The sequence below is a fragment of the Gracilimonas sp. genome, assembly GCF_014762685.1.
Classification (GTDB): Bacteria; Bacteroidota; Rhodothermia; order Balneolales; family Balneolaceae; genus Gracilimonas.
The window spans coordinates 717,160-735,412 of record NZ_JABURM010000005.1; the positions used below are offsets into that span (position 1 = coordinate 717,160).

14 protein-coding genes are annotated in these 18,253 nt (G+C 40.1%); 6 read left to right on the plus strand and 8 right to left on the minus strand.

Going from position 1 to position 18,253, the window contains the following annotated elements:
• Positions 1–194: 194 nt before the first annotated feature.
• On the plus strand, positions 195–7,424 hold the full coding sequence (gene sprA, locus HUJ22_RS03210; protein WP_290873669.1) for a cell surface protein SprA: 7,230 nt from the start codon (positions 195–197) through the stop codon (positions 7,422–7,424).
• Positions 7,425–7,441: 17 nt separating this feature from the next.
• Here sprA and lnt read toward each other — a convergent pair whose 3' ends face one another.
• Positions 7,442–8,980: an apolipoprotein N-acyltransferase gene (gene lnt, locus HUJ22_RS03215; protein WP_290873672.1), complete on the minus strand. Its 1,539-nt coding sequence runs from the start codon at positions 8,978–8,980 to the stop codon at positions 7,442–7,444.
• Positions 8,977–9,660, minus strand: coding sequence for a 16S rRNA (cytidine(1402)-2'-O)-methyltransferase (rsmI, locus tag HUJ22_RS03220; RefSeq protein WP_290873675.1), 684 nt, complete (start codon positions 9,658–9,660; stop codon positions 8,977–8,979). The genes lnt and rsmI overlap by 4 nt, the downstream gene beginning before the upstream one ends.
• Before the next feature lie 214 nt (positions 9,661–9,874).
• Here rsmI and HUJ22_RS03225 point away from each other — a divergent pair, with 214 nt between their 5' ends.
• Positions 9,875–10,261: a VOC family protein gene (locus HUJ22_RS03225; RefSeq protein ID WP_290873679.1), complete on the plus strand. Its 387-nt coding sequence runs from the start codon at positions 9,875–9,877 to the stop codon at positions 10,259–10,261.
• Positions 10,245–10,595: a hypothetical protein gene (locus HUJ22_RS03230; protein WP_290873682.1), complete on the plus strand. Its 351-nt coding sequence runs from the start codon at positions 10,245–10,247 to the stop codon at positions 10,593–10,595. Before HUJ22_RS03225 ends, HUJ22_RS03230 begins: the two co-directional genes overlap by 17 nt.
• A gap of 2 nt (positions 10,596–10,597) precedes the next feature.
• Here HUJ22_RS03230 and HUJ22_RS03235 read toward each other — a convergent pair whose 3' ends face one another.
• Positions 10,598–11,281: a DUF2490 domain-containing protein gene (locus HUJ22_RS03235; RefSeq protein WP_290873721.1), complete on the minus strand. Its 684-nt coding sequence runs from the start codon at positions 11,279–11,281 to the stop codon at positions 10,598–10,600.
• Between the two features lie 209 nt (positions 11,282–11,490).
• Positions 11,491–11,814, minus strand: a complete 324-nt coding sequence (locus HUJ22_RS03240) for a hypothetical protein (RefSeq protein WP_290873724.1) — start codon at positions 11,812–11,814, stop codon at positions 11,491–11,493.
• A 240-nt stretch (positions 11,815–12,054) separates the two neighbouring features.
• Here HUJ22_RS03240 and HUJ22_RS03245 point away from each other — a divergent pair, with 240 nt between their 5' ends.
• The 3 genes from HUJ22_RS03245 to HUJ22_RS03255 all read left to right on the plus strand — a co-directional run bounded on the left by HUJ22_RS03245 (position 12,055) and on the right by HUJ22_RS03255 (position 14,297).
• Positions 12,055–12,753 (plus strand): hypothetical protein, encoded by a 699-nt coding sequence (locus tag HUJ22_RS03245; RefSeq protein WP_290873730.1) that lies wholly within the window; start codon positions 12,055–12,057, stop codon positions 12,751–12,753.
• 126 nt (positions 12,754–12,879) lie between these two features.
• The gene (locus tag HUJ22_RS03250; protein WP_290873733.1) at positions 12,880–13,551 is read left to right on the plus strand and encodes a response regulator transcription factor; all 672 of its coding nucleotides are present in this window, start codon (positions 12,880–12,882) and stop codon (positions 13,549–13,551) included.
• A gap of 68 nt (positions 13,552–13,619) precedes the next feature.
• A complete protein-coding gene (locus HUJ22_RS03255) occupies positions 13,620–14,297 on the plus strand; it encodes an RNA methyltransferase (protein ID WP_290873738.1) in 678 nt (225 codons plus the stop codon).
• A gap of 67 nt (positions 14,298–14,364) precedes the next feature.
• Here HUJ22_RS03255 and HUJ22_RS03260 read toward each other — a convergent pair whose 3' ends face one another.
• From HUJ22_RS03260 to raiA, 4 genes are all read right to left on the minus strand, one after another.
• Entirely contained in the window at positions 14,365–15,738 is a 1,374-nt protein-coding gene (locus HUJ22_RS03260) for a M28 family metallopeptidase (RefSeq protein WP_290873743.1), read from the minus strand.
• 102 nt (positions 15,739–15,840) lie between these two features.
• Complete coding sequence (locus HUJ22_RS03265) at positions 15,841–16,815, minus strand: M23 family metallopeptidase (RefSeq protein WP_290873746.1); 975 nt, start codon at positions 16,813–16,815, stop codon at positions 15,841–15,843.
• Positions 16,816–16,901: 86 nt separating this feature from the next.
• Positions 16,902–17,933, minus strand: coding sequence for an HPr(Ser) kinase/phosphatase (hprK, locus tag HUJ22_RS03270; RefSeq protein ID WP_290873748.1), 1,032 nt, complete (start codon positions 17,931–17,933; stop codon positions 16,902–16,904).
• Between the two features lie 10 nt (positions 17,934–17,943).
• Complete coding sequence (gene raiA, locus HUJ22_RS03275; protein WP_290873752.1) at positions 17,944–18,243, minus strand: ribosome-associated translation inhibitor RaiA; 300 nt, start codon at positions 18,241–18,243, stop codon at positions 17,944–17,946.
• Positions 18,244–18,253: the final 10 nt, after the last annotated feature.

Genomic DNA, 18,253 nt, shown 5'->3' on the forward strand with positions numbered 1-18,253 from the left:
CATTGGTGTATTAAATTTTCAAGATATTGAAATATATGGTATTATCGGACGCAACCAAGCATGTGCAAATTAAAAAAAGATAAACAGGTCAGCCTATCGCCTAAAGCTACAGAAAATTAGTAATAACCGAGTCAGTAATTAATCCGGTGCATTCTTTTTTAAAGTTAGTTTATTACTTGCCATTCGCATGTCTAATGAATGGGTTGCTCTTGATTGGTATCTCCAAGGCTCAAGATACTACTGATGTAGCACAAACAGTTTCAGAGGCTGATAGTACCCTCGACGGGGTGAAATTTATCTATCGGATGCCGGAGTCTCCTGTCAGTTACCCCCAGGGAGTGTTACCCGGTAAGCTCTATAACATCAAATTATCTAAAGAGGAGTTTACAACCGATTGGGATTCAGTTAATACCTATATAATTCGACGAAGAATAGATGGAATTGATGTCACTGTACCCTTAGTGTATAATTTTGAAGAGTATGCAAAGGAAATAAGGAAGCAGCAAAAGAGAGAGATTGCCTATGATCTCATTGAAGAAGGTAAGCAAACAAGTGAACAGGGAGGAGGATTACTTGACTTCAGTTTGCAAATTCCGGGCGGAGAATCATCTGTATTTACCACCATTTTTGGTAAGCCTGAAGTGAATTTACAGGTGAATGGATCTGCAAATATGAATGTGGGGGTAGCAATTCAAAACATTGATGATCCTACCATTGAACCCGATTTACAGAGAAGGATTGACCCGACTTTTAATCAAAATCTCCAGCTGAATATTCAGGGTACAATAGGAGAAAAGCTAACCATAGCCACTGATTGGGATACAGAACGGGCTTTCGATTTTCAAAACAGGCTAAGTATTGTTTACGAAGGTTACGAGGATGAAATTATAAAAAGGATTGAGATGGGGAACGTTTCGATGGAAACCGGGAATTCTCTCATTCGCGGTGGAGCGTCACTTTTTGGTATAAAGTCGATAGCTGAACTTGGTTCATTTAAAATGACTTCAGTTCTTTCTCAGCAAAAAGGAGAAAGCCAGACCCAAACTATTACAGGAGGCTCTCAGGAAACTCAATTTTCCATTCAACCTTCTCAATATCAGAATAACCGGCACTTTTTTATTGATTTTTATAATCGGCAAGAATTTGAAAACAATGTAGCCGATCCGCAGCAATTAGGCCAGGCTTACCAAATTTCTGACCTTAGGATTTGGATCTCGGAGCCTCAGGTTAATACAACTGATCCCGAGGCAGTTCGTGCAGCCGCTTTTGTGGATTTGGGTGTAGTTGAAAATGGAGATGGAACCTATGGTTTGCCAAATCCTGAGAACGACAGCATTGATGATGTTTTATTGGAAAATAACCGTGAAAACACCAGTGCATCAGCGGAGTCTTTCAATGTTTCCGGAAATGACTTTTACAATGGGTATTTTCGTCCTTTACAGGAAGGGGTCGATTATACAGTTAACAAGACGCTGGGGTATATAAGCCTGAACAGAGGTTTAAATTCGGGTACATTTTTGGCTGTATCATTTGTAAGACAGGGAGTGCCCGGGGAAGGAGTCAATAATGTTGAAATAGGCGACATTTCCCCTCAGTCTTCCGGATTAACGTACCTGAAACTCATACGTCCGGACAATCCAACACCGGATCTTAAGTCCTGGCCTTTAACAATGCGAAATGTATATTCTTTGGGAGTTTCTAATGTGACACAAGAGGGGTTAGAAGTTGATATTAAATATACAGCCGGTAACGTAGATGACACTAATTTACCGGGAAGGAGTCTGCCACTTTTGCAAGAGTTGGGATTAGACCGTACCGATACTCAAGGGGCGGCAAATCCCGATAACCTGATTGATTTTTCCGGTATAGTGCTTAACCCGCGTAACGGAACTATTATATTCCCATATCTTGAGCCCTTCGGAGAAAGAATTAGAACGGTTCTTGAACAAACAGCGGCTTCTGATTCATTGATTGAATCTTCGGCTTATACAGAACTCTATAATGAAAGACAAAATACAGCCGATCAATCCAATAAAAATAACTTCTACAGGATAGAAGGAGTTTCAAGAGGGGGGGGGTCGGGAAATTTTACACTTGGCATAAGTTTGGTGGAGGGCTCAGTGAAGGTGTTTGCCAACAGTACTCAACTTACTGAGGGCATCGATTATGAAGTTGATTACTCTTTTGGCATGATTACCATTCTAAATGACAGATACCTTGCATCCGGGCAGGATATCAGAATTGAGTATGAAAATAATCAGTTGAATGTAATAGGGCAGAAAAATTTTACCGGTCTCAGGGCAGAATATGAATTCAATGATGATATCAGTATCGGGGGCACCTATTTTAAATTAAAAGAACAGCCATTATCTGATAAAATTAGCGTAGGCAATGAGTCCATTAACAATACAATTTTAGGCATGGATGCGAGAGCAAAGTTCGATACCCCCTGGCTTACTCGCTTTATAGATCAGATTCCTTTGCTTCAAACCAAAGAAGAATCGAATATAAATGTGAGTGGCGAATTTGCGCAATTAAGGCCGGGAGTTGCACAAACCAATGCTGTAAGAGACGCTATTGATAATAATGAATTGTTCAATGATGAAGAAAATGGACTGGTTTTTATTGATGATTTTGAAGGTTCAGAAATGAGTATTTCTTTTATGAGTGCTACTCGCTGGAATTTGGCCGCTGCTCCGGCTGCTATTCCGGGCTATTCTCCGGATGAAGCCTATTTTAATAATCCGGCCTTCAGCCCTGTAAACACCCTTGAATCTAAAATTGCCAGGTCAGATTTAAGAAGTCAATTTTCCTGGTACACAATACCCAGAAACATCAGCAGTATTTTGGGTGGGGTGGCCGTAACCCCGGAGTCTAAGAATATATTGACAGAAGAAGTATTTCCTGGACGAGAGACAAATCTTGCACAAGAAGAAGTCATTAATACCCTGGATGTTTTTTATAACCCGGCAGAAAGAGGCCCCTATAACTATAACAATAACTTGAGAAATAACCTTGAAAATGCACCTGAAAATCAGTGGGGAGGAATGACAGCAGCGGTGCCTTCCGGGCAGGAAGATTTGACTCAGAATAACGTTGAATTTATTGAATTTTGGGTGCAACCTATCTTACCTGACGGTCAGGACCCTGTCGCAGGTGATATAGAAAGCTATGATGGTAAAATTTATATAGATATTGGGACGATTTCGGAAGATGTGGTTCCAAATTTTGACCTGAATACAGAAGATGGGCTGGCCGGTAATCTCGCCAATCTTGAACTGGATAGTTTTGGCGAAAATGCCCGCTCATACGTTCCGGCTAATCCTACTGCACCCCAGGGACAGTTTTCAAATGAGAACAGATCTTTGGAAGACGTGGGTTTTGACGGTGTACCGAGTGGTAATGGTTTTGATGCCCAAAAAGTTGAAACAGCACTGTTTAGTGATTTTATAGATTCAATGCGCGTGGTCTACGGTGAGGGCAGTTCTGAATTCTCGGAAATTTTAGCCGACCCTTCTAACGATGACTACGTTTTTTACGGGGAGTCTAAAGTCCAGAATTTACCTCTTCATGAACGTTTCCATCGTGTACTTGGGTATCATGAAGGTAATACGCCTATCGCCGGGGGAGATAAAAGAGCGATCACTCCAAGGCCGGATTCTGAGGGTTTAGTAAGTCGGGCAAATATAGAAACCAATAACAATTACTATCAGTATGAAATAGATCTAAATCCAGCTGATTTTGATAATTTAAAAATTGGTAGTGAAGGAACTTATATAGTAGATAAAGTTTCAGGAGAGCGACAGGAAGACCGCTGGCATTTAGTACGGATCCCTTTGACAGAATTCACGCGGAAAGTGGGTGATATTGATGGTTTTCAGAATATCAGTCATATCAGAATGTGGATGTCGGGATATGAAAAACCGTTTACCATGCGATTTGCCAGTTTTGAATTTATTGGAAGTCAATGGCGTAAAGTGGATGATCTTGATGAATCTGAGAATGCAACAGGAGAGTTCCGTGTATCAACGATTAACATTGAGGAAAATGCAAACCGGGCACCGATTCCATACCGTCAGCCGGAGGGTTCTATTCGGGCGTTAAATCGAGGGGCACAAGTGCAATCCTTGGCCAACGAACAGTCCATTGTATTGGGTGTGGAAGATTTAGGTGCCGGTGAGTTACAGATGGTGAAGCGTGTGTATCCCGGTGGGTTGAATCTCCTGAACTATTCAAACATGCGTATGTTTGTACATGGTGAAGGGTATGGTGACGGGCCTGAAGAACGTGGGCATGCAGAGTTAGTAATAAGGATGGGGACGGACTTAAATGCTAACTATTATGAGTACCGGCAGCCTGTTACTCCTTCAGATCCGGATTATCCTTATTCTAATTATAGTCCCGATGGTAGTGGAAATCTGGGGGCAGATGCGGAAGAGGTTTGGCGTTATGATGAAAATAGTATGAATGTAATATTGTCCGCTTTCAATGAATTAAAACAACTTCGGGACCAGCAGACAGGCATAGATCCGGCGCAGCGATTTGAATTAGCACTGTCTTCAAGCAAAGATAACGCGGTTGAAGGGGCCGTGGTTGTAATTAAAGGTAATCCTTCACTGGGTAGGATTTCCGAACTTGGTATGGGGATTTTGAATCCCTATGATCCCGGTGATGTAAGTTCTCCCGGTACCCCTAATTTGAATGCTGAGTTCTGGCTTAATGAGCTGCGTGTTTCCGGTTTTGATAATGAAAAAGGGTGGAAGGCGAATGCAAAAGCAAGTTTTAAACTGGCTGATTTTGCAACTGTCAATACAAATTTCACACGTACGACCAACGGTTTTGGCGGACTTGAATCGCGGCTGGGGAATCGAAGTGTATCCGATGACATCGGGTATGACCTGAATTCAACTATAAACCTTCATAAACTGATTCCGGACCGTTATGGATGGAGCTTCCCGGTTACTGTTTCCACTCGTAAAAATGTATCTACACCCAAATTTCTGCCAAATCAAGGTGATATAAGACTGGAAGATTTTATTAATGCCACCAATGAAAATGATGAGCTTAATAAATCGCAAAAGGAGACCCAGATTAATCAGCGTATTGATGAAATTGAGACAGTAAGAGATAATTTTTCGATTAATGTATCCAATATCTCCAAACAAAACTCGAAAAGTAAGTTAGCCCAATACACTATAGACAGAACTAAACTAAGTTATGTTTATAACGAAGGGAGTGCGAAAAATCCGGAAATTCAATTTCAAAATGATTGGAATTTTACCTCTTCCATTCAATACAATCTTTCTTTTAACAATGTGAAGTTATTCAGGCCTTTTGCATTTACTGAAGACATTCCGATAGCCGGGGTACTTTCTGGGCTGAGATTGGGGTATATGCCTTCATCTATAAATGCTTCTGCAAATTTAAACAGATCTTATACCGAGAAAAGAAGAAGGTCGAATTTAGATGCGAATGGTTTAGAAGAAATTCAGCCGTTGCAGCAGAGCCACACTTTCAATCAGCGATCTACCTTTGGGTTTAGTTATAATTTAACCCCCGCAATTCCAATTTCCTTTAGAACGAATACCAATTTTGATTTATCAAGTGCCGGGCGGGAAAATATAAACATCACCGGCATTAAAGCTGATAGCTCTTCATACCGGGTGGTTCCAACTTTTGAGGTTTTGAATAAATTGGTAACGGATACCCTTTCTGCCCGCCGATCTAATTATGAAGAAACATATACAGCAAGCTGGAGGCCCAGATTCAATGATATAAGCGCCCTCAGCTGGCTTACCTATTCGGCGTCATATAGCGGGGGCTTTGGTTGGACTAACAGCCCCAGGGGTTCTAATTTGGGAGCCGGGGTATCGAACAGCTTCAGGTTGGATCACAACTTTAAATTTGGCATTGGAGAACTGATAGATAAGGTTCCGTTCTTCGAAAATTTGGAAGAAGCTGATACTCAGGAAACTCGTGACCGAAACAGGTTGAATGCTGACAACACAGAAGAAAACCTGGTGCAGTCTCCTGATTTGTTTAATGGCATCCGGTATATAGGCCGAAAAGTGGTATTGGCTATTTTCAGTATGCAGAGTATTGATGTCACTTATAATGATACCGAAACTTCAAGTCAGGCAGGATACAGTGGAGACTCACAGTTATATTATGCATTTGGAAGTCAGGGAGATGAAAGTTTTTCTCCCCCTTTTGGATATAGGCTGGGTTTTCAGGACGAGTTGTCCCGTTCTCAGTTGATACAGCAAGGGCCTGCCGGAAGGACAATAACCCTCCCCAAAAACAATAATTATTCTGACAACATCACCATGGGTACCAAACTCAATTTGTTTTCCAATTTGTCGGTGGATTTAAGCTGGAATACAAAATGGGATGAGCGAAAGACTGATAATATTTCATTGACTCCAGCCGGTGAATTTGGTTCTACCGTTTCAGCCGGGGGAAATATTAGCTCTTCGGTTTGGGCTTTTGGAAGAGGTTATAGAGAGTTGTTTGAACGACAGCTGGAAACGGCTTTTGATGATCTGGATGGAACAGATACTATTAGTGATGAAACCGGAAACGGAGATGGGCGTATCGTTCTTAACCGAAATACTTTAGAAGAAGATTTTCGCAAAGCGTATCTCGGAGGCGGAAAAGCTATAGGTGAAAAAGGATATACGCCAATACCCAAGCCCAATTGGCGAGTTACATGGACAGGAGTGGAAGATTTAATTCCCCTTTTTGGGAATATGATGAGAAGAGCCACCCTTACCCACAGCTATACAGGAAATTACAGGGTTGGATGGAATTTAAATACTATCACAGGTGAACAGCCCGGACAAGGTATTGGGGCTTTTAGTGTAATTGATGTGAAAGGGGAATTTGAACCTACTTCAATTAATGTAGAACAACGTTTTTCTCCACTTATTCAATTGAACGTAACCTGGGAATCGGACCTTAGAACTCAAATTAGTTTTGACAGAAGTAAAACAAACAGTCTTGCACTATCCAGTAGAACCGTGACCGAGCGATTGTCACAAGGACTTACTACTTCCATCAATTACACATTTCGACGGGTTACTCTTCCATTTTTACCAAGGATAAAGAACAATATAGATGTAACAATTAATGGTGGGTTCGCGGATGATACGGAAGAGAAATTTTACCTGAATCAGGATATAGGCCAAGTGCTAAATGAACTTGACCCGATACCGAATGCAAGCCAATATGATTTTACCGATCCTTTTACAACCGGACAAAAGCGAATTAATGCTTCTTTAGTGTTAGGATACCGTTTTTCTCAAACTGTGACATCTAATTTTGAATATACCTTTACCAAGGTAGAACCAAAGTCATCTGCATTCCCGCCGCGAACCAACCATGATATTCGCTTTAATTTCAGAATAGCTATTCAATCCAGGTAGTAATTTGAAATTATTGACTACTCCTTATTTCTGACTCTAAAGAACACCCAAAATGTGATTGTAAGAGTGAGGCACAAAAGAGGCAGCCAATTTCCAAATCGTGTGTAAATTGTTTTAGTGCTTCTGTTTTGGATAGTACTCGTAAATCCTGTACGAACCCAATAGTCAGTTTTATGGAGGATACTTCCGTTTGGGGCAATAATTCCTGAGATTCCATTGTTGGCACTTCGCGCAATCCATCGGTCAAATTCAATAGCACGTAACCGGGCATAAGCAAAGTGCTGATGATGTCCGCTGGTATCTCCCCACCAACCATCGTTTGTTATAATGGTAAGAAAAGTTGCGTCCCGCTTTACAAATTCGCGAATCCAGGATGGATATACGGAATCATAGCATATAAGCCCCGGAGTGGTAAAAGTATCTGTAGAAATCATATCGGGGGTAGTCCCTTTTCCAAAACCGGCGATTTTTCCCCAATCAACCCAGTCAAAAATGTCGATAGCTGCCAGGGTATTAACAAAGGGAACACGTTCAACTACAGGCACCAAATTGGCTTTCTCATAGTCTTCAATGTTTCCCATAGTATTTACAAATAAAGCCGCGTTAAAAGCATTATAGGGTAAACCGCGAAAGGTTCCGCGATAAAGCTCTTTTGTATCAGCAGGATAAGATTTGTAAAGCCCGGTACCCACTAAAAAGTTGATCTTCCAAGCCTGAGCAGAATCGGCTAATCGGGATGCGGTGGGAGAGTCCTTAAAGATATATCCATCAATTGCATTTTCGGGCCATATCACCAGTTCCGTTTCGGAAGTGATTGTTCGTTCAGTAAGTGTAAACAAGCTGTCAACAACTTCAGTAAGCCCACTCATTCCGGCATAATTCTGATAAGAGTCGTGATTAGGCTGTATAATTGCTACTTCAGTGCGGTTTTGGCTATCAGCTTCAGAATGATCCTCATATATCAGTAAAGACCATAATGGGAAAAACAAAAAAACGGCAATTGTAGCATAGAGAATGTTTTTTTCTTTTCGGAGTATAAGCTGATAAGTAAGAGCAGAACTTAAAACCACCCAAAAAGAAATTCCCAAAAAGCCGGTGACTGAAATGTATTGAATGATACCGATAAAATTGGCCCATCCATTACCGACGGCCAGCCATGTCCACGACAGATCCCAATTATGATGAAGAAATTCATATCCAACCCAGGCAGAAGTTTGCAACAAGGAAGTTAAGAGAGGAGCGGAGCTTTTCTCTGAAAAGTATTTTATCAGGCATAAAGGTATGGTCATTAATACACTGTTTGCCAGGATAGCTGCTACTCCGGCAGGCAGGCTTGCCATCATGAGCCAATAAGTGCCAATTAAGTTCCAAACTACAAAACCGGCGTAGCTGTAATAGGCAAGTTGTTTATAGGAGTTACATTTTTGGGCGAGATGAAAAAATAGAATAAATGCCGGGAAACTTAAAAAGGAAAGATTCACGGGCGGAAAACTAAGCCCTAATAAAACTCCGGCCGCTATTGAGAGTACCCATTTATTTTCCAGCCACTTTTTCATTCTGAATATCCTTTTCCTGATATAATAACTACAATTTCACCTTTTATTGAGTCCCGATTCTCAAACTCGGTTTTGAGTTCGGTTATTGTGCCGCGGATTACTTCCTCAAACTTTTTGGTAAGCTCCCGGGCAACAGCAGCCAATCGCTCGGGTTCAAAATGTTTTTCGAGTTCCCCCAGTAGCTTTAACAGCCGGTTTGGACTTTCATATATGACAATCGTTCTTTCTTCTTCCGACAACTCACCCAAACGCTTTTGTCGTCCTTTTTTGTGGGGTAGAAATCCCTCGAACACATAGCGATCGGATGGTAATCCACTGGCAACAAGGGCGGTGGTTGCAGCATCAGGGCCAGGGATAACAATTACGGTATGACCGCCTTTTTGAGCAGCTCTAACCGCTAAAAACCCGGGATCAGATATTCCCGGCATTCCCGCATCACTGATAAGGGCTACGTCTTGAGCAGCATCTAATATATTCATCAAGTGCCCGACTTTACGGTGTTCATTATGTTGATGAAAAGAAAAGGTAGGTTTGCCAATTTGAAACCGTTGCAGAAGATTTCCGGAAGTGCGGGTGTCTTCACAAGCTATATAATCCACCGATTTCAAGACTTCTACAGCTCGGGGTGAAAAATCCTGCAGGTTACCAATAGGTGTTGCTACAATATAGAGTATGGACAAAATTTTTGGGGTTTTTGATGAAGATGGACAAATATCAAATTCCAAGGTTCAAATTCCAAACCTGAAATTAATATCCTTACAATTTTACAGTTCATACCAAAATACCATGATTCGGATTACGATCTGTGGTAAATTATGATTCTTTAGTTTGGAATTTCCCAATCGGGTTGTATGTTTAAAACCGAAAACAACTTAAATCTATCTGAATACAAATATGAATTTTACACCATCCGGAATAAATCACATTACCATAAGAGTTAATCGTATTGATGCATCGAAAGAGTTTTATGGTGATATATTAGGGTTAGAACTTGTTCGCACCATGGGGCAAAGCATGGCAGTTTATAAGATCGGGGAAGAAGATACCTTGGTTATTGTAGAAGCTGAAACCAGCTATGATCCTACTTCAAGGGATTTTCGCGTTGATCATTTCGGCTTTTATGTGGATGATCCCAAACAAGTGGATGAGTTGGCTAAATACTTTCGGGAGCAGGAAGTAACTATTATGAGTGGTCCTGCCAATCGCAAAAAGGGCAGGTTTTTGTTCATATCAGATCCGGACGGGAATATGATTGAATTCTTTTATGAAGAAGAAAAATAAAATAGAACAAGAGCTGGATCGAAAGGAATTCGAAAATGAAATTGGTCGGGATCTGAGTAGTCAGTATAAGAGTATCGAAGCTCATGAGAAAATGCATAAGGACAAGAACCCTTATGTTATCGGGGCAATGAATTTCTTCTCAACACTTTTCTTTTTTGAGTTTTTATATTGGATGATAAAGCTGAACGTGAATTTCTTCACGTATGGTTTCACCGTTAGTTTTTTTGCACGAATGGATCCATTCTTTCATCTTGCAGTACTCATTCTATGCATATACGCAGTTATACAAAAAAAGTCGGTCGTAGAAATTGTAATAGACCGTTGGCCTTTCTGAGATCACCTGTTCATGTAATATGAAGTTCTAATAAGAATCAGATGACTGATACCACTGTCGCTAAAGATATCTTGCGTTCGGTATTGTAGTCCAAGCTCAAATTTTTGCTTTTCATTGAAATACCAGCCCAAGCCAATATCAGCTCGGTTCTCAGCATCAGCAGCATCTTTATTAAAGGCGCTCATCATTTCATTTTTAACGATAAAATATTTCTCTCCGGCATCAAGTTTTTCTCCTTCAAGAGGGAAGTCATAGCTGATTCGATACCGAATTCTGTTTTGATAAGAACTTGACCGCACTCGCTGTTCAGCTCTTAATCGATGTGCAATACGCTTATCTCCGATAAAAGAAATAAAACCGATCTGCTCTAAAAAACGATGTTCATATTGATATCCGGGTAGGAAGGGCGTGGAGTTTCTGTAGTAATATCCGCCGCCTAATTTAACTCTTGGAGAAGTACTGTACGAGAAGGTAAGTGTAGGTTCTATATATTGCACAGCTGATTTGTTGTCAAGATCTCTAAGAGAGTTAAACATTGAAACCTTAGCCGTGAACCCAAGTCGGTCTGATTGTTTCCAGGAATAGGAGAGTTCCGGACTCCAAATAAGATCGGCTTCCTGTGCTAAAGCAGTTGAGGTAAAGATTCCTGTTACCACAAACAGCAATCCGATTTTTAAAAAATTCATGTATTACCAGATGTTATCCAGCGAACGTCTCACAATTTTACGTTTCTGAAGAAATTGTTCATTTTTGTTAAACAAAAATTCAAAAGTTCCCAATTCTTCTTTGTTTTGAGCTTCAACTTCCAATTCATAACGAATGGTTATGAGTCTAAAATCTTCATTAAGAAAATTTTAAGCTAAATCATCGCCTGTATGTTGCCGCTGAACACGGGTTACTTTGAATTTGGTGTACTGATCATGTAAATATGATTTGATAGTATTTCCTGTTTTTCAGGAATTTCATCGAATTCAGTGAGTTGCTCAATATCTTGAAGCAATCCTTCTTTACTAAATTCCATGCTTAGTAAGTGATGATTATGAATGAATTTTACTTCATAGCTCACTGACTTACCATCAAATTCGCGGTAAAAGTCTGCTTTTTTTTCGTCATTCCAAAATTCATTTAGAATGTTTAAAGCAGCAGCTGGTATCTCAGCCTTTTTAATGGATGTTTCTACTTCACGCTTTTGCTCTTGTGCGAGTATATAGGAATTCACGGTGCACAACAAAAGGATGAAACAGACAAAATATGGAAAGAGGTTTTTCATATTCCATAATCTTCATTATTAATTACGAGAAGCTTAACAAGCTGTTAAGCTAATGTGAAATATACTGTGACTGCTATTTTGTCAATTTTAAATGAGAAGATGTTTTATCTATTAAGTTCGATTTTAAGCTATAAATTCAGGGCAGAGACATTTTTCGGATCATCAAAAAAAATCTAAATCAATCTTTTTATGCGAAACGTTCTGATATCAGGAAAAACTTCTTTTAAAACTGAAGTGCCTTACAAACTAATTGAGACTGGAAAAAAAGGTAAAAAACCATTGATTGTATATCTGCATGGCTATGATCAGAATATTCAATATTTTGAAAAGAAAGTTCAGGCATTATTAGATATTGAAGCTTATCATTTATTTGTTCAAGGGCCTTATCCGATATATGATATATCCGGAAAGACTAATGTTTCGAAGTGGGGCAGGGCATGGTATCTATATGATGGGAATCAAGGGCAATTTATAAAGTCTATGGAAGTAGCTTCTGAATTTATTCAGGAAATAATTGACGGACTGGTTGACGTGATTGAAATCAGCCGGCTTTGTGTATTTGGATATTCCATGGGAGGATATTTGGGAGGTTATTTTTCCTTTTCAAGATGGAAACATGTAAATGAGTTGGTTGTAATAGGTGGCAGAATTAAAACCGAAGCATTTGAAGGCAAGCGTGAACAAGCAAAACACATTAATATTCTGGCACTTCATGGAAAGAAAGACACCAGCGTATATCCAGATCCTCAGAAAAAATGTATTCAACTATTACAGCAAGAAGGATTTAATGCTACGTTTAAATTGGTGGAAGCGGCACATGAACTTAACACTGTTTTTGTTGAGGAAACTCAAAAATGGCTGATAGAAGCAGGTTACATTAAATGCTGATTTTTTTTGTTATACTTTTTTTGCTTCTAATGTTTGTTAAGTTATTTTAATGTAGCTATTATTCGCTAGCTTAAAAATCATTAAGGTTCCCATTTATATCGCTGCAAATTAATTCTAAGGAAGGAAATGAATATACTTGTAATTGAAGACGACCCGTCTGTTCGTACTTTAGTTAAGGCTGTGCTTGAGCATAATGGAAATTCAGTTTCTATATCAGATAATGCTACTGATGGTGAAGCCAATGCAATAAGTAATGACTACGATATGATAATCCTTGATCTTGGATTACCGGATGGGGATGGGTATGAAGTGTGTAAAAATATTAGAGAAAAAAATGTTGAGACACCGGTTCTTATTCTTTCCGGAGAACAGGAAACCGATGTAAAAGTAAAGATGCTGAAAGTTGGAGCGGATGATTATCTTACAAAGCCGTTTAATACTGAAGAGCTGATTGCCCGCATGACAGCTATTAAGCGAAGATCAGAGTCAGGTGGCGAACAACAGTTGGCTTGTGGTGAATTGAAGGTGAATTTGTTAAAACGTGAATTTTCCATAAACAATGAAAAAGTTCAGCTAACAAACAATGAATTCAACCTGTTGGTTTATTTTATGAAAAACCGAAACCGGGTAATTACGCAGGAAGAATTAGCAGATAAAGTCTGGGACATCCATTTTGATACGCAGACGAACTATATAAATGTATATATCAGTTATTTGAGAAAAAAAATACGCGAGCACACTGATGTTGATTATATAGAAACCATCCGTAAGAAAGGATTTGCATTTCGTTGTGAATAAACGAATAAGCCTTTGATTTTCAAGTCCCTCAAGTATTTTATTTGGGGGACTTTTTTATATCCAAGAGTATGAACAAATCGAGTCGATCCGCTTTAATTGAATATTTGCGTGAATTTGCAACTGAATCGCGGTGGAAAAAAATTGTGGAAATTGTCGAGAAGCGAACCCGGCATATAACAGTGGTAGTAGAAGATGTTTATCAATCTCATAATGCCAGTGCGGTACTTCGAAGTTGTGATGGATTTGGTATCCAGGATGTCCATATCATCGAAAATAGGAACGAATTTGATGCTTCAAGTCAGGTTACTATTGGGGCCGATCAATGGCTTACGCTCCATCGGTATAAAACTCCAAAAACTGATAACACAGAGATTTGCTTTAATACCTTAAAAAAGCAAGGCTATAACATCATAGCAACTACTCCTCATGATAATGACATCACTCTGAATGAACTCCCAATCACACAAAAGACCGCTATAGTATTTGGTTCAGAAATAGATGGTATTAGTGACAGAGCCAGGGAGCTGGCTGATGGATTTATGAAAATTCCGATGGCCGGCTTCAGTGAAAGTTTTAATATTTCAGTCAGTGCAGCAGTTTGTCTTTATAATATCACTCGAAGGCTTAAAGATTCTGATATAAATTGGAATCTTACGGAGGAGGAGATGGAAGAATTAAAACTGGAGTGGCTTAGAAAATCTATAAAGGCCGGAAAGCAGCTTGAAAAAGCATTTTTGGAGAAATAGAAATAAAACCCCACTTGATATTATATGCGAGGTCTTTATCCAAAAGAGCAGAGAGAAAGTTTGAATATTATCGGGGTAATCGTTCTTCGAGGTCGGCTACAGCGTATGCAAAAACTGCCATGGTAGCGACACATTCGTTAAAGTCGTCTTTGTCCAGTTTATCCATAGTATCGGCGGCCGTATGATGGTACCAAAAATAGCGTGTACCATCCACCACCAAGCCCATTCCGGGCACCCCGTCTTGCATAAGTGGCCCAATATCAGCTCCGCCGCCGCCTTTGGTTACCTCACCGGATTCAATAGGTTTTAAAGTTGAACCGATTTCAGTAAGAATTTCATAAGCTTGATCACTTCCTGAAAACCCAAATCCAACCGGATCAAAAACCCCGGCATCAGATTCAATGGCTAATACATGATTATCCAAAGACTTCTCTTCATTTTTCACCCACCGGTGATATTCATTTGCTCCTCTCAATCCGTTTTCCTCGTTGGTCCAAAGTACTACACGGATAGTCCGCTTGGGTTTTATCCCTAATTCATTCATTAACCGTACAGCTTCCCAGGCGGCTATGCTTCCACCGCCATCATCCATTACGCCTTGACCAACATCCCATGAGTCAATATGTCCGCCAAGCACTATGATTTCCTCAGGAAATTCAGTTCCCTTTATTTCCGCAATCACATTACGTGATTCAGTATCAGGCAATGTCTGGGCATTCAATTCAAGATGAATTTTGATGCTCTCACCGCGATCATAGAGGCGTTGTATCATCATTGCATCTTCAATGGTAATGGCGGCATGTGGAATTTTCTTTACCCCTTCTTCATAGTTCATGGTTCCGGTGTGAGGCGTTTGCATAGAATAAGGCCCCACAGAACGAATAATACTTGCTACAGCTCCGTGTTTCGCCGCTTCTGAGGCCCCGTTCATTCGATATTGGACCGTTCTTCCATACGAGGTAAATTCAGCGTTATAGAGAACAATTTTGCCTTCAACCCGCTCTTTGACCTGTTCCAGTTCTTCAAAGCTTTTCACAACAATTACTTCAGCTGTAATACCTCCTTCGGGTGTGGCAATACTGCCCCCCATGCTAAGCATTGGTAAATTCTTTTTTCGAGGCGAAATTAAGGATGCTGATTCTTTTCCCCGCACCCAATGAGGAACCATGACGGGCTGAGTCCAAACTTTATCAAAGCCGTCATCTTTCATAGTTTCAACAATCCAATCCATGGCATTTTCTAAATTTTCAGAGCCACTAAACCGAGGTCCAAAAGTATCAGCCATATATGTAAGGCGATCCCAGGCAAGATCATTGTCCATGGCCATGTGGATCAGTTGCCGGACATTTTCTTTATGGTTGGGGGAGAGTACCGATTGTGAAGAAACAGGATAAGTAATAACAGAAAAGGCAAAGATGAGGAAAGCAGTAAGTAATTTCATAAGGGCTTTAATTGGTTTACATAGAGTACCTAAGAAAATGAAAAGAAAAGTATGATGCTATAAAAAAAGCCTCAGAAAGAGGCTCTAAATGTTAATATTAAATCAATCCAGAGAATTTTTATTGTTCTCTGAGATTTCTTTGAACATAGCATATTCTTCGGGTGAGGTATCAGCAAAAAGATAGTAAATAGGATCTACTGCTCTGTTTCTATAATGCACTTCATAGTGCAGGTGGGGGCCCTCAGAAAGGCCGGAGTCACCCGCCATCGCAATTAGCTGGCCTCGTTCAACTTTAGCTCCGTATTTAATTCCTTTTGCAAATCCTGATAAATGAGCATAGAGAGTTTGAAAGCCAAACCCATGGTCAATGATAACAATTTTACCAAGAGTGCTTTGAGGCCCTGCATATTTAATGGTTCCGTTACCGGTTGCTAAAACCTGATCTCCAATATCAGCTCTGAAATCGAGGCCATTATGAGGGCGTTTGTATTTAAGAATAGGGTGGTTTCTCATTCCAAAGCCACTTAGCAAAATTCCGGCAGTAGGTTTAATAGCCGGAATATGGCTCATTTTTTCCTTGTTGATGTTATATTGATTCTTAATTTCCTCAAAACTCAATTGTTGAATACTGATTCTGCGTTCCAAATTGTCAACTTTAGAAGCAGTCCATTTCAACAGTTCCGCAGTGGATTCACTGTAAACGTCGAATTCATCGTAAGGATCAGAACCACCGACACCGGCTTGTCTTTCTTCGTAAGATATTCTTTCCATCCCCAAGACCGAGCGATAGACTTCATTGTCTTTTTCGGCAATGCTGCTAATTTGTTCATCTAAATCTACAAGTGCAGTTCTTGTAGTTTCGAGCTGACTATAAAGAGCTTCATTTTCAGCTTTAAGTGCAAGCTCAGCCGGGGTACCGATATAATTTGCGAGCAGGATTATACCAATACCGGTAAGCACAACACCGGATAAAATCCAAATTGATAAGTTGTAAATAACTTGTTCAATGCGATTGTACTTGATAGGTACAAATTCACATTTCGCTTCGTCGTAGTAATAATGATTCTTTAATGACATACACTAACCCTAATTCCAAAACTTGCCTAAGATAATAACCTGAGTATCACATTCAAAGAGTAAGCAAAAACTCTAATGTTACAATTTTATTCAATATCTCCTTCAAAATATTCAATCGCTCGTTTGGGAGTCATGTCTCCACCTTTTGCTTTTTCTCCAATACTGGACTTAATTCGTTCCTGAAAAGCTTTTGCCGGATCATACCCGTAGTGTTTTAAGAGATAGTTCATGGCGATGACTTCTGCAATTACGGTGATATTTTTTCCGGGAGTAATGGGGAGGTGGATAAGAGGGATATCCAGGCCTAATATATTCACAGAATCATGATTTAAGCCGGTTCTTTCAACTTCCCGGGTTTCATCCCAAAGAGTCAGTTCTAATACCACTTCCAGTCTTTTTTGATACCGGATAGCCCTGATACCAAACATCGACATAACGTCGACAATGCCAAGGCCTCGTATTTCCATGAAATGTTTGCTCATCTCGGTAGCGGATGACATTAATACATTGTTTTTTTTGGTGAGCATCACCACATCATCGGCTACCAGGCGATGTCCTCGTTCAACTAAATCGAGTGCAACTTCACTTTTGCCTATGCCTGATTTACCCGCTACTAAAATTCCAATGCCATAAACATCCATCATTGAACCATGAACCATTGTTTGCAATGCGAACTGATCTTCCATAAAATCCCGCAGTATATACATGAACCGGGTAGTTTCAAGCTGTGTCGAATAAACCGGAATACCGTCTTCTCTGGCAATATCTAATAAATACTCAGGCAGTTCATTATTGTCAGTTAAAAATATTACGGGTATATCAAACTGAGTGATATTTCTGAACGATTCCAGCTGTTTGTCTTTACCCATGTGCCCTAAAAATTGGGTCTCGGTATTGCCAATAACCTGGATTCGCTGATAGGTGAATAAATCTATATACCCTGCAAGAGCCAATCCCGGCCGATGCAAGTCAGCTTCGGTAATAAACCGTCCGGAACTGCATTCTTCCGAGGCACATGATTCTAAATTAATATTCACGCGCTCGCGCAATCTTTTGACTAAATACTCAACTGAGATTTTGTCTTTGCGCGGGATTGGGTCTTGAGGTGAAAAGGGCATAAGTTAATTATTACTGGGTTGCGTGCATTTTGTCTTTGTATCTCTTCAGCTGCCGGCTTATGACCTCCACCGCGTTATGCAGTGCTTGTTCATACGTTTTTGCGGTCTCTTTTACCGTGAGTACTTTGCGAGGAACTTTTACAATAAGTTCAGCTTGCTGGGGATTTTCATCCGAAGGAGTAGGCTCCAGAATAATGTCACACATTACAATTCTGTCATAAAATTGTTCAAGTTTCTCAACACTGTCTCTGCAGTATTGCTGTAGATCTGCGCTTGCTTCAAAATGGCGTGCTGTGAATGTAGTTTTCATTTTTTTCTAC

What these genes read in the sequence shown, in the direction of transcription:
- HUJ22_RS03225 (WP_290873679.1), top strand. Translation starts at nt 9,875, where the DNA reads ATGAATTTTACACCATCCGGAATAAATCACATTACCATAAGAGTTAAT.
- HUJ22_RS03250 (WP_290873733.1), top strand. Translation starts at nt 12,880, where the DNA reads ATGAATATACTTGTAATTGAAGACGACCCGTCTGTTCGTACTTTAGTT.
- sprA (WP_290873669.1), top strand. Translation starts at nt 195, where the DNA reads ATGAATGGGTTGCTCTTGATTGGTATCTCCAAGGCTCAAGATACTACT.
- hprK (WP_290873748.1), bottom strand. Translation starts at nt 17,933, where the DNA reads ATGCCCTTTTCACCTCAAGACCCAATCCCGCGCAAAGACAAAATCTCA.
- HUJ22_RS03260 (WP_290873743.1), bottom strand. Translation starts at nt 15,738, where the DNA reads ATGAAATTACTTACTGCTTTCCTCATCTTTGCCTTTTCTGTTATTACT.
- HUJ22_RS03230 (WP_290873682.1), top strand. Translation starts at nt 10,245, where the DNA reads ATGAAGAAGAAAAATAAAATAGAACAAGAGCTGGATCGAAAGGAATTC.
- HUJ22_RS03265 (WP_290873746.1), bottom strand. Translation starts at nt 16,815, where the DNA reads ATGTCATTAAAGAATCATTATTACTACGACGAAGCGAAATGTGAATTT.
- raiA (WP_290873752.1), bottom strand. Translation starts at nt 18,243, where the DNA reads ATGAAAACTACATTCACAGCACGCCATTTTGAAGCAAGCGCAGATCTA.
- lnt (WP_290873672.1), bottom strand. Translation starts at nt 8,980, where the DNA reads ATGAAAAAGTGGCTGGAAAATAAATGGGTACTCTCAATAGCGGCCGGA.
- HUJ22_RS03245 (WP_290873730.1), top strand. Translation starts at nt 12,055, where the DNA reads ATGCGAAACGTTCTGATATCAGGAAAAACTTCTTTTAAAACTGAAGTG.
- HUJ22_RS03235 (WP_290873721.1), bottom strand. Translation starts at nt 11,281, where the DNA reads ATGAATTTTTTAAAAATCGGATTGCTGTTTGTGGTAACAGGAATCTTT.
- HUJ22_RS03255 (WP_290873738.1), top strand. Translation starts at nt 13,620, where the DNA reads ATGAACAAATCGAGTCGATCCGCTTTAATTGAATATTTGCGTGAATTT.